General features: G+C 70.3%; 12 protein-coding genes and 1 rRNA gene. 9 read left to right on the forward strand and 4 right to left on the reverse strand.

Annotation, left to right across the window (positions count from 1 at the left end; genetic code table 11):
* Window positions 1-77 precede the first annotated feature (77 nt).
* Together AC069T_RS21925 and AC069T_RS21930 are read right to left on the reverse strand one after the other, a co-directional pair.
* Entirely contained in the window at window positions 78-842 is a 765-nt protein-coding gene (locus AC069T_RS21925; RefSeq protein ID WP_478784343.1) for a trypsin-like serine peptidase, read from the reverse strand.
* A 90-nt stretch (window positions 843-932) separates the two neighbouring features.
* Window positions 933-1,379 (reverse strand): ATP-binding protein, encoded by a 447-nt coding sequence (locus AC069T_RS21930; RefSeq protein ID WP_478784344.1) that lies wholly within the window; start codon window positions 1,377-1,379, stop codon window positions 933-935.
* Between the two features lie 200 nt (window positions 1,380-1,579).
* Here AC069T_RS21930 and AC069T_RS21935 point away from each other — a divergent pair, with 200 nt between their 5' ends.
* From AC069T_RS21935 to AC069T_RS21975, 9 genes are all read left to right on the forward strand, one after another.
* Complete coding sequence (locus tag AC069T_RS21935; protein WP_478784345.1) at window positions 1,580-2,431, forward strand: helix-turn-helix domain-containing protein; 852 nt, start codon at window positions 1,580-1,582, stop codon at window positions 2,429-2,431.
* A 10-nt stretch (window positions 2,432-2,441) separates the two neighbouring features.
* Window positions 2,442-2,813 carry a DUF397 domain-containing protein gene (locus AC069T_RS21940; protein WP_478784346.1) on the forward strand — a complete coding sequence of 124 codons (372 nt, stop codon included), beginning with the start codon at window positions 2,442-2,444 and terminating at the stop codon, window positions 2,811-2,813.
* Window positions 2,807-3,709 (forward strand): class A beta-lactamase, encoded by a 903-nt coding sequence (bla, locus tag AC069T_RS21945; RefSeq protein ID WP_478784357.1) that lies wholly within the window; start codon window positions 2,807-2,809, stop codon window positions 3,707-3,709. The genes AC069T_RS21940 and bla overlap by 7 nt, the downstream gene beginning before the upstream one ends.
* Window positions 3,710-4,127: 418 nt before the next feature.
* Window positions 4,128-4,436 (forward strand): hypothetical protein, encoded by a 309-nt coding sequence (locus AC069T_RS21950; RefSeq protein ID WP_099503752.1) that lies wholly within the window; start codon window positions 4,128-4,130, stop codon window positions 4,434-4,436.
* A 184-nt stretch (window positions 4,437-4,620) separates the two neighbouring features.
* Window positions 4,621-5,466, forward strand: coding sequence for a DUF8175 domain-containg protein (locus AC069T_RS21955; protein ID WP_478784347.1), 846 nt, complete (start codon window positions 4,621-4,623; stop codon window positions 5,464-5,466).
* Complete coding sequence (locus tag AC069T_RS21960) at window positions 5,456-6,778, forward strand: hypothetical protein (RefSeq protein WP_478784348.1); 1,323 nt, start codon at window positions 5,456-5,458, stop codon at window positions 6,776-6,778. Before AC069T_RS21955 ends, AC069T_RS21960 begins: the two co-directional genes overlap by 11 nt.
* A gap of 14 nt (window positions 6,779-6,792) precedes the next feature.
* Complete coding sequence (locus AC069T_RS21965) at window positions 6,793-8,334, forward strand: SCO6880 family protein (RefSeq protein ID WP_478784358.1); 1,542 nt, start codon at window positions 6,793-6,795, stop codon at window positions 8,332-8,334.
* Window positions 8,335-8,348: 14 nt separating this feature from the next.
* Window positions 8,349-9,773, forward strand: a complete 1,425-nt coding sequence (locus tag AC069T_RS21970) for an ATP-binding protein (protein WP_478784349.1) — start codon at window positions 8,349-8,351, stop codon at window positions 9,771-9,773.
* Window position 9,774: 1 nt separating this feature from the next.
* Window positions 9,775-11,289 (forward strand): type IV secretory system conjugative DNA transfer family protein, encoded by a 1,515-nt coding sequence (locus AC069T_RS21975; RefSeq protein WP_478784350.1) that lies wholly within the window; start codon window positions 9,775-9,777, stop codon window positions 11,287-11,289.
* Window positions 11,290-11,322: 33 nt separating this feature from the next.
* Here AC069T_RS21975 and AC069T_RS21980 read toward each other — a convergent pair whose 3' ends face one another.
* Entirely contained in the window at window positions 11,323-11,868 is a 546-nt protein-coding gene (locus AC069T_RS21980) for an N-acetyltransferase family protein (RefSeq protein WP_478784351.1), read from the reverse strand.
* A gap of 103 nt (window positions 11,869-11,971) precedes the next feature.
* Window positions 11,972-12,058 (reverse strand): 5S ribosomal RNA (gene rrf, locus AC069T_RS21985); the annotation flags it as partial.

Here is a 12,058-nt window from a genome sequence, read left to right on the forward strand (position 1 = left end):
ACAAGACGGTTACGCGCCAAAACCGCCCGAAGCGCGCCGATGGCCGAAGCCGGTTCACCGCGCCGAACCCCCGGGGGTCACTCCTCGGCGGTGGCCCGGCGGTGGAGCGCGGCGGCTTCCTCGCCGAGGACCGCGCTGTAGGAGACGTCGGCCGTGTCGCCGCCCTCCTCGTGGCCGCCGATGACGCCGACGACCTGCCCGTCCCCGTTCACCCAGGGGCTGCCGCTCGTGCCGCCGGTGAAGGCGGGGCACGCGATGCGCTGCTGGGTGGCGCTGTGCGCGGTCGGCCTGTTGGTGCACGTGATCGGCACCTCACGGGACCTGGGGTATCCGGTGACCGTCACGGCCGTCGCCCCGGTGGCCTGCCCGGTGGCCAGGGAGTTGCCGCCGACGACGTCCTCCAGGGCCGGCCCGGCCGCCAGGTCGTCGACGACGGCGAAGGCGAGGTCGCCGTCCTCGTCCCGGTCCCGTCGCCACACCTCGGAGACGTACGTCTTCGCCACCCTCCAGACCCCGTACGGCGCCCTGCCGTCCCGGTAGCCGGGCACGAACCGGAACGCCCCGCCGCCGTCCAGGCAGTGCGCGGCGGTGACGATCAGGTTCCGTCCCGCGCTGTGCACCACGGACGCCGTGCAGAAGTGCCCGCCCACGAGGTCGCCGGAACCGCCGAAGAGGGCGCCCACGCGGGCGCTCGGCAGGCCCCTGGTGGCCTCCGCCGTCACTCCGAGCGGTCCGGTCCCGTCGTCGGCCGCCGCCACCGAGGAGGTCGTGGCGGCCAGCAGCAGGACCACGGCGGACAGGGTGTGCCGCCGTGGTCTCCCGGGACGAGTGGTGCGCCGCATCACCCGTCCACTGTGACCCACGGCCCCGGAAAAATCTCCGGGACCCGGCAGGCAAAGGCCTGCGCGGTCCGGGTAAGCCCCTTCGGCGCCTCACGCCCCTGACAGGCCCGTCCGCGCGCACTCCGCCCACAGCAGCTTCCCGCCCTTCGACGCGCCCAGCTCCCGCAGCACGGAAACGCCCCACGCGTCCGCGCAGGCCCGCACGAGGTGCAGACCCCGGCCGTTCTCCGCGTCGTCCGGGGGGACGTCGGCGGGGACGTCCGCCCGGAACCCGGCCGGGACCCGCGGGTCGGTGTCCCAGACCGCCACCACCAGCCGGTCCGGCCCGGCCGACCGCACCCGGAGCGCGTACGGGCCTCGCGTGTGCAGATGCGCGTTGGTGAGCAGCTCGGCGGCGAGCAGTTCGGCGGTGGGCGTCAGCTCGGTGAACTCGTGGGCGGCCAGCACGGTGCGCAGGGTGGCGCGGGCGATGCCGGGGGCACGGGGATCGTGCGGAAGGTGCAGGGTGTAGTCCCAGGACGGGGATACGGTTGCCATGGAAGTCTCCCGGTTCGGAGGGGAGTTGGGTGGTTTGGTTACGTGGCCCAGTGACCATGCCGCTCCGTCGAGCGGGGTGCTTCTGGGGCGAGGCGCCTGCGCTTCACAGTAGCGGTGCTGGATATATTCTTGACCCGTTTCAGGGCGATACTAAAAGCAACCACCCGTGTGGGTGACAAAGCTGCGGAGGAGCGGCGGGGATGCCCGTGAGAACCAACCCGACAGGGCGGCAGCTCCGCTTCGGCGCGGAACTGCGCAAACTCCGCGAGCAGGCGGGCCTGACCTCGACCGGCGCCGCTCAACTGCTCGGCATGAAGCAGGCGCAGGTCAGCAATATGGAGACCGGTCGCCTAGGGGTCAGCGCCGAGCGCGTACGCACCCTGGCCTGTCACTACGACTGCTCGGACAAGGCCCTCATCGAGGCCATCGCAGGCATGACGGGCGAGCGGAAGCGGGGCTGGTGGGAGGAGTACCGCGAGATCCTGCCCGCCGGGCTGCTGGACCTCGCCGAGCTGGAGCACCACGCCACCCGACTGCGCAGTGCCGTCACGATCCACATCCCCGGCCTCGTGCAGACCACGGAGTACGCCCGCGAGATCTTCCGCCAGGCCGTACCCGAACTGCCGCAGCCCGACATCGAGCACCGGGTCTCCTTCCGGCTCAAGCGGCAGACCATCCTGTTCCGTGACCCTCCGACACCGCATCAGATCTTCATCCACGAGGCCGCTCTGCGGATGAGGTTCGGCGGTGCGGACGTCACCCGCGCGCAGCTGAAGTACCTGTTGGACATGAACGAGCGGGAGCACGTGGAGATCCAGGTGATCCCGTTCGAGACCGGTGTCCTCCCGGGCTCCGGCCAGTCGATCTACTACGTGGAGGGACCCGTGCCGCAACTGGACACGGTGAACCTCGATCAGTCGCACGGCCCGGTGTTCCTGGACGCCGAGGCCCAGCTGCGCAAGTACCGCGTGCTGCTGGACCGCATGGAGTCCGCCGCCCTCAGCACCGAGAAGTCGCAGACCTTCATCCACACCGTCGCCAAGGACCTATGAGGAGACCCCAATGCCCGCGCTCACCTGGCAGAAGTCGTCCTACTGCCCCGAAGGCAACTCCTGCGTCCACGTGGCCGGCGACACCGCCGCCGGAACGATCCGTCTCACCGAGAGCGGTGACCCCACCGGCGCGATACTCACCGCCGCCCCCGACACCTTCCGCACCTTCCTCCGGGCCCTCAAGTCCCCCGGCGCGGCCGTGCGCACCGACTCCGGGATCCACCTGACCACCGGGGACACCGGCCTCGTACACCTGTGTGAAACCGGTGACCCCAAGACGGTCGTCACTACCACTCAGGAGAAGTGGGACGCGTTCGTACGGGGCGTACGGGCAGGCGAGTTCGACCACTTCGCGCAGGTACAGGAGGAAGAGCGATCTTAGGTTCGACGACGACCCGCCGCACACTGCTCACCACGGCCGCGTCCACGGCCGCCCTCGCACTGACCGCGGGCCCCGCGCACGCGGACGCCCGTACGCGGGACGCCCGCGCCCGCCTGCGGGAGCTGGAGGACCGGCACGGCGCGAGAGTGGGCGCGTACGCGCACCACCTGGGCACCGGGAGGACGATGAGCCACCGGGCCGGGGAGCGCTTCCCCATGTGCTCGGTGTTCAAGACCCTGGCGGTCGCCGCCGTGCTGCGGGACCTGGACCGCGACGGCGAGACGCTGGCCAGGCGCCTGCACTACACGGCGGCGGACGTAAAGGCCGCCGGGGGCGGAGCGATCACCGGCAAGCCGGAGAACGTGGCCGCCGGCCTGACGATCGCCGAGCTGTGCGACGCGGCGATCCGGTACAGCGACAACCTGGCCGCCAACCTGCTCCTGCGGGAACTCGGCGGCCCCGCGGCCGTCACCCGCTTCTGCCGCTCGGTCGGGGACCCGAGAACCCGCCTGGACCGCTGGGAACCGGAGCTGAACTCGGCGGAGCCGTGGCAGCGGCAGGACACGACGACGCCGGCGGCCGTCGCCCGTACGTACGCCCGTCTCACGCTGGGCGCAGCTCTGGACGCCGGGGACCGCGCGCGGCTGACGGCCTGGCTGCTCGGCAACACCACCAGCGCCAAGCGCTTCCACGAGGGCCTGCCCGACACCTGGTCGATCGCGGACAAGACCGGCACCGGTTCGTACGGCACCGCGAACGACGTGGGCATCGCCTGGACCGAGGACGGCGACCCGGTCGTCCTCGCCGTCCTCACCACGAAACCCGACCGGGACGCCACCCCCGACGACGCGCTGGTCGCGAGGACGGCGTCGGTCCTGGCGGACGCCGTGACCTGAGCCGGCGTCAAGGAGGTTCCGTACCCGGGTCGTCCGGACCCGGGTACGGAGATAACCTCTGTATCGGACAGACACCGCCCGGAACGGGACGGACCGGTGCCGTCCGCACCCAGGATCGCCCGGGAGGGCCACCGAGGCATAAAAGGGGTTAACGACAGAACCACACGACAGGTTCCGGTTCGCCTTCATTGCCCGGCGTGACCTGCCGTGATACACAGAGTGACCATACGACCCCACGCCTACCCGTCCCGCGCTCCCGAGAGGGTGCCCCGCGGGGCGGCGGCAAGGGATTCGCACGAAACCCGCCAACCAATGACGTCAAGTCGACATACGACAGCGTCTTTGTCGGCGAGAATGAGCTGACCCCTGCGCGCAGTGGCAGGGGGTGGAGAACTACCCACAAGGGGCGGTGACTTACATGCTTTTCGCAGCCGAAAAGGGCGACATCACCACGATCATCGGCGGGATCGCTCCGGACTGGGGGCCCTTCGGCAGCCTGGGCAACGAGGCGAAGGTGATGATCGAGGTCGTGATGGCGGTCGCCATCCTGCTGTGCCTCGGCATCGCGATCTGGGGTGCCGCGAAGCAGCGCATCGGCGCGACGGCGCTGCGCGACACCTTCAGCGCCGAACAGGGCAAGGGCCTCATCATCGCGGGCCTGACCGGAGTCTTCATCATCGGCTCCCTCGGCACGCTCTTCACCATCGTGTACGGCATGGCTGTGTAGGCCCGGCCGGGCACGCCCGGTGCCCCCCGACCCACCTGTCCGTCGTGCTCACCGGCTGAGGTTGCGTTTCCCTGATGTCGAGTCACCACACCGCGCCCGCGCGGGAACCAGCACGGCTACCGTCGTACTGTCACGCGTTTCGGTACGAGGCGTTTCGGTACGAGATCGAGGGGGCGTGCGCGGTATGAGTCTCGGTGACGATCATGGTTACGGTGACACTTCGCGCGGTGACGACGGCGGGTACGGCGGGTCGGGGCAGACCCGCACGCGGCTGCCGGACCGGGGCGGTGACGTCTACGGCGGTGCCCGGCGGGGCCGGTCCTCGTCCCGGAGCCTGATCACCGTCGTCGGTGTCGTCGTCCTGCTGATCGCGGCGATCGCCTTCGCGAACCGCGGCGAGGACGATGCCTCTGCGGGGGTGGACGGCGGCGACAAGGCGGAGTCCGCGCCGACGGCACCGTCCGGAGAACGCCCGGTCCGGTCGAAAACGGGCGCGATCCCGTCGGGGTACAGCCACAGCGCTCTGGGCGCCCAGAGCGCGGCGGCGAACTACGCGGTGGCGCTGGGGTCTGACGACATGTTCACCACGGCCCAGCGTCACGACATCGTGCAGACGATCGCAGATCCCACAGCGGTGACCCAACTGCAGTCCGGTTTCGACGCGGACTACTCGAAGGACCTGCTGAAGAAGATCGGCCTCAACGACAACGGCAGCGCACCCGCGGGCAACACATTCGTCTACCGCACGCTGCCCGTGGGCACCAAGGTCACGTCGTTCGGCGATACCGCGGCCACGGTCGAGGTCTGGTGCAACAGCCTCTTCGGGCTCACCGGTGAGCGCTCCACCAAGCCCGTGACCAGCAGCTGGTTCACCGTGACCATGAAGCTGCACTGGAACGGCGACTGGAAGGTCCTGGAAACCAGCCAGAGGACCGGCCCAACCCCCGTCAACGGAGACAACCCCGTCTCCGGAGCCGACGAGATCGGCAAGGCGGTCGAGGAGTTCGGAGGGTTCACGTATGCCCGGTAGCTCGCACCGCGCATTCAAGCTCACCGGCGTCGTAGCGGCCGTACAGACCACAGCCGTACTGATGGCGTCGCACGCCTATGCGGCTCCCACGCCGAAACCCTCGGACGACCCCTGCTCCCTGATCGCCGGCCCCGCCAAGCAGTACTGCGAGCGAGGCAGCAACACCCGGCGGGCCCCGAGCAGTGAGCCGAACGATCTCACCACGACCCTCGACCCCCTCTCCTCCCTGGCCAAGGGCTGCGCCGACGCCGCTTCCTGGACCGTCGACAAGCTGTCGGACGCCGTGAAGGAAACGGCGAACGTCGACTACACGAACCCCAAGTTCCTCCAGCAGTACGCCGTCGTGTTCGCCGCGTCGACGATCCTCACCCTCCTGCTGTGGCTGCTCGCGGTCGCGAAGCGGGCGGTGCGGGGTGTCCCGCTCACCACCGCCCTGTCGGAAGCGGTCGGCTTCCTCTGGCTGACGGTGCTGGCGTCGGCGTTCACCCCGCTGATCCTCTACACCGTCGTCTCGGCGACGGACGGCGTCAGCGAGGTCCTGGCGAAGGCGACGGGCAATCAGACGGACGCGTTCTTCGGCACGTTCTCCGAGGCCCTGGACAAGGGCGACGACGTCGGCGGCGGCCCCATCATGCTGATGCTGGTGTCCCTGGTCTCCATCGTCGCCGCCGGAGTCCTCTACCTGGAGCTGTACCTCCGGGCGGTCCTGCTGTACGTCGGCGCCCTGCTCGGCGTCGTCGTCTACGCGGGCCTCGTCGACAAGAACCTCTGGGGACACGTCCGCCGCTGGGCGGGAGTGATGATCGCGGTCATCCTCGTCAAGCCCGTGATCGTGATCGTCCTCGGCCTCGCCGGCGCCCTCGCCTCCGACAACGGCCCCGACTCGGTCGCCGCGATCGTCTCCGGCCTCGCCATCATCCTGCTCGCCATCTTCGCCAGCGGCATGATCTACCGCTTCGTCCCCGGCTTCGGCGACGAGATCGCGAACTCCCGCAACAACCGCATCATGCAGGGCGCCGAAGGCAAGGCCGCGGCCGTGATGAGCTCCCCGGCCACGCTCGTCGCCCAGGGCATCAAGACCCACAGCACCCGCGCCGACAACGGCGGCGGAGGCGGCGGCCAGTCGTCCGCCGCCCGGCCCGCCAACCAGGCGAGCGGCGGTATGGCCGCGCACAGCACCCGTACGCCGTCGGGCGGCGGCGGATCCGTCCCCTCCGCCGCACCCCCGCCGCGCACCAGCCCGGCCAACACCCCGCACGCCGGCAACACCCGCAACAGCAGTACCAACCGCACGGGAGGTGAAGGGCGTTGACGACCGAGTCCCACATGTCCCATCCGGTCACGCCCCGCCGTACATATCTGATCGGCCGCGCCCGGCCGAACGCGATCGTCGGCCGGAACCGCGAGTCAGGCGAGATCGCGCTCATCATCGTGGGCGCGTTCCTGGGCATGATGTGCGGGCTCCTCGTCCCCGTCCTCTCCCTGCGCATCGTGCTCCTGATGGGCTTCCCGCTGCTGGCGCTCGCCGCGGTGTACGTCCCGTACAAGCGGCGGACGTTCTACAAGTGGTTCGAGATCAACCGGAGCTACAAGCGGTCGCTGCGCCGCGGGGCCGCCTACCGGTCCCCCGTGATGGAGGCCGGCACCCACATCGACGGGCGCGAGGTCGAGGTCGGCCCCCCGCCCGGCATCGGCCGGATCAACTGGCTCGCCGCCCCCTTCGGACCGGACGAGATCGCCGTACTGCTGCACGCCGACCGCCGTACGGTCACGGCCGCGATCGAGATCGAGGGCCCGGGCGTCGGCCTGCGGGACAGCGAGGACCAGGAAGCCCTCGTCGACCGCTTCGGGACCCTGCTCAAGCACGTCGCGAACGGCGACGGCTTCGTCACCAGGATCCAGATGCTCGCCCGCACCCTCCCCGCCGACCCCGACGCCCACGCCAAGGACGTCGCCACCCGCGGTGACGACCGGGCCCCCGGCTGGCTCCAGCAGTCGTACGACCAGCTCCAGTCGATGGTGTCCACTAGCAGCGAGCAGCACCGCGCGTACCTCGTCGCCTGCATGCACTACTCCCGCGAGCTCGCCGCCGAGGCCCAGGCCATGGCGCGGGCCGCCCGGCCGCAAGGCGGCCGCAAGCTCGACCGGGACGCGGGGCTCGCCGTCGTCATGGCACGTGAGCTGACCGACATCTGCTCCCGGCTCCAGGAGGCCGACATCCGCGTACGGCAGCCGCTCGGACAGGGCCGCCTCGCCTCGCTCCTGCACTCCATGTACGACCCGGACCACCCGATCGACCACATCCAGGCGATGACGAAGCGCAACGCCTGGCCGGCCGAGCTGGACGCGATGGAGGCGACGTACCTCCAGGCGAAGACCCGCGAGTCCTCCACCCGCGCCCCCTGGTGCCATGCCACGGCCTGGGTGAAGGAGTGGCCGATGACCCCGGTCGGCGTCAACTTCCTCGCCCCGCTGCTGGTCCACACCCCGGACGTCATCCGGACCGTGGCCGTCACGATGGACCTCGAACCCACCGAGGTCGCCATCGAGCGCATGCTGACCGAGAAGACGAACGACCAGGCCGACGCCAGCCGCGCCGCCAAGATGAACCGGACCGTGGACCCGCGGGACATCGCCTCCCACAACCGGCTCGACCAGCGCGGCGAGGACCTCGCGAGCGGTGCCGCCGGCGTGAACCTCGTCGGCTACATCACCGTCTCCTCGCGCAACCCCGAGGCGCTCGCCCGCGACAAGCGGACGATCCGCGCCTCGGCCGGCAAGTCGTACCTCAAGCTGGAGTGGTGCGACCGCGAGCACCACCGCGCCTTCGTGAACACACTGCCGTTCGCCACCGGAATCCGCAGGTAGGGGCTGATGCACTGATGCGGGATCCGCTCTCCGTCCTCACGGACGCCTTCACGTCCTTCCTCTTCGGCAAGGTCGAGACGACCCGCCTCCCGGTGCGTACGTCGACGGGCCAGGCCCAGGCGGTCTACCTGCCGACCGCCGCACCCGGACTCGGCGACTCCGGTGTGATCATCGGCCGCGAGGTGTACTCCGGCAAGGGCTACATCTACGACCCCTTCCAGATGTACGGGCAGCAGCTCCCGGCTCCGCACTGGCTGGTGCTCGGCGAGTCCGGAAACGGCAAGTCGGCGCTCGAGAAGACGTACGTCATGCGCCAGTTGCGGTTCCGCGACCGGCAGGTCGTCGTCCTCGACGCCCAGGGTGAGGACGGCGTCGGCGAGTGGAACCTCATCGCCGAGGAGCTGGGTATAACCCCCATCCGGCTCGACCCGACGGCCGCCCTGGACATGGGCATCAGGCTCAACCCGCTCGACCCGGCGATCACGACGACCGGGCAGCTCGCGCTGCTCCGGACGATCATCGAGGTCGCGATGGGCCACAGCCTCGACGAACGGTCCGGCTTCGCGCTGAAGGTCGCGCACGCCTATGTGAACGAGACGATCGTCGAGCGCCAGCCGGTGCTCACCGACATCGTCGAGCAACTGCGCCACCCCGAGCCGGAGTCGGCGGAGGCGATGAACGTCGCCATAGACGACGTACGCGCCTGGGGCCTCGACGTCGCCCTGGTCCTGGACCGGCTGGTCGACGGTGACCTGCGGGGCATGTTCGACGGTCCGACGACGGTCGGCATCGACCTGGACGCCCCGCTCATCGTCTTCGACCTGTCCCACATCGACCGGAACTCCATCGCGATGCCGATCCTGATGGCCATCGTGGGTGTGTGGCTGGAGCACACGTGGATCCGGCCGGACCGCAAGAAGCGCATCTTCCTGGTCGAAGAGGCCTGGCACATCATCAACAGCCCGTTCGTCGCGCAGCTCTTCCAGCGCCTGCTGAAGTTCGGCCGCCGGCTGGGCCTGTCCTTCGTGGCGGTGGTCCACCACCTGTCCGACGTGGTGGACGGGGCGGCGGCCAAGGAGGCCGCGGCGATCCTGAAGATGGCCTCGACCCGGACCATCTACGCCCAGAAGGCGGACGAGGCCCGGATGACGGGCCGGGTTCTGGGGCTGCCCCGGTGGGCCGTCGAGATCATCCCGAGCCTGACACCCGGCATCGCCGTCTGGGACGTGAACGGCAACGTCCAGGTGGTCAAGCACCTGATCACGGAGACCGAACGGCCGCTCGTCTTCACGGACCGCGCGATGACCGAGTCGTCCGAGGACCACCTCGCGCACGACGCGTTGCGTGCCGCGGAACTGGAGGCGGAGGAGCGGGCGGCGGCCTTCATGGAGCAGCACCTGAACGACCTCGACGACTCGTCCGAGTCCACGGTGGCCTGACATGGGACGGGACGAGAAGGCGCGCCGCCCGGAGCCCGACGGAGGCATCCCGGACGGCCTGCTGGTCGGGCTGCTCGCGTTCCTCCTCGGCATGACGCTGATGGTGTGGACGGCCACGGGCCTCGCCGGTCTGTTCGCCCACGGCAGCTGGCCGGAGGGCGTCACCTTCGGCCGTACGCCGCTGGCCATGCGCCGCCTGGTCGCACGGCCCCACGACATCCCGGGCGCCTGGCCCGACACCCCCGCCGACGGTCTCTCCGGCTACGGCCTCGTCTGGGGCCTGTTCATCGGCCAGCTGATGATCCTGCTGGTGCTGTCCGTCTTCGTCATAAGCACGGTGGCCCGGTGGAGAGCGGGCAGAACAAACCGGAGGACGGAGAACGCCGCTGTGACGGCGGCGGCGCAGCCGCTGGAACGGGCCGAACGGGCCGAACGGGCAGGCGGGCGGGAAAACTCCTCAACGGTGGCGGCGCAGCCGCTTGAACAGACCGAACGGGTGGGCGGGCGGGAAATCCCCCAGGCGGAGCCGCAGCCAGAAAAGACGGCAGAACCCGGGGCCTGGGCCCCCCAGCCCTCCTTGGTACCGCTCCAACGCGCCCCCGTGGTGCTGGGCCCCCCGGCCACCCGCCACCCCCTCGCCGTCCAGGCGGTCCGAGACGCGGAGGGCCCGGCCCTGGTCGTCACCTCCAACCCGGCCGTCTGGTCGGAGACCAAGGACGCCCGCGCCAAACTCGGCCCCGTCCTCCTGTACGACCCCGCGCACCTGTGCGACACCCCGGCCCGCCTCCACTGGTCCCCCGTCGCCGGCTGCGAGGACCGCGCCACGGCCACGGCGAGAGCCGCCGCCCTCCTCGCCCCGGTACGCCCGGGCGCGAAGGTGGACCAGGCGATGGCGGACGTCGCGGAAATCCTCCTGCGGAGCTATCTGCACGCCGCCGCGGTGGAGGGCAGGGCTCTGCGTCACGTCCACCGCTGGGCACAGGGCAGTCAGGTCCAGGACGCCGTACGAACTCTCCGTACCAACCCGAAGGCCGCCGGAGGCTCCGCGGGCGAGCTGGAGGCGGCGCTCACCTCGCACCCCGAACGCCGCGACATCGCACAGGAGTTGACCGCACGCGCGCTGTCCTCGCTCTTCACGGTCAACGTCCGCGAGTCCTGCACTCCCAACCGAACTGATGCGCTCACCTTGGATTCCTTCGTCAACGAAGGGGGCACGCTTTATGTGGTCGGTGAACCCATCGAGGACCCCAAGGCGAATCCCGGCGCGATGCCGCTCCTGACGGCCCTCGCCTCGAGCGTGGTCGAGCGCGGCCGGCGCATGGCCGAACGGTCATCCTCCGGTCGCCTCGACCCACCATTCTCGCTCGTCCTGGACGACGTGGCCGCGGTCGCCCCGCTCCCCCAGCTCCCGGAGCTGCTGACCGGCGGAGCGGACCGGGGCCTGCCCACCCTGGCGCTTCTGCGCTCCCAGGAACAGAGCCGCGCGCGCTGGCCGCAGTACGACCTGCCGGTCTGAGGGCTCCGGACGGCGGCGAGGCCGCCGGCGCCGTCAGGGACGCTCGACCGCGAACTCCAGCTCCAGCTCATCGGTGCTCCCGGGCATGGTCGCGCTCACTCCGGTCGGCGCGAACCCGGCCTTGCGGTAGGCGGCGTCGGCACGGGAGTTCCGCTCGTGGACGAAGAGCCGCACGCGCTCCAGACCGAGTCCCCAGGACCATTCCAGGGCCGCGTCGAGCAGCGCGCCGATCAGCCCGTTCCCGCGCTGCCCGGTCCGCACGAACACCCCGACCACGTGCCCCTGGGCCCGCTCGACCGGCCCCCCGAAGGGATCACGCGTCCCGGCCTGTTCGACGAGCACGGTGACAGAGCCGGCCCACTGACCGTCCGGTCCTTCCGCGACGAACTGCTGCCGTTCCTTCGTCCCTTCGGCGGCGCCGGCCGCCCGCTCCTGCCAGTACGAGTCGGGCCGCGCCACGGCGTCCTCGTACGTCTCCAGGAACGCGATGGAGGCGGCGGGATCCTGGAGAGCGACAAGCCGGAGCGCCTTCACGGCACGCCACTCGTCCGCACGGATGGGCCGGATCACGTGGTTCATGCGGGCCACCGTAATGCCGACGCCCCGGAACGGGAAACGATTTCCGCACAACGCAGAAAACCCCCGTACCGGTATCCCGGTACGGGGGTTTTCTCCAAAATTTGTTCGGCGGCGTCCTACTCTCCCACAGGGTCCCCCCTGCAGTACCATCGGCGCTGTAAGGCTTAGCTTCCGGGTTCGGAATGTAACC

This window comes from Streptomyces sp. NPDC043867, from assembly GCF_056435845.1.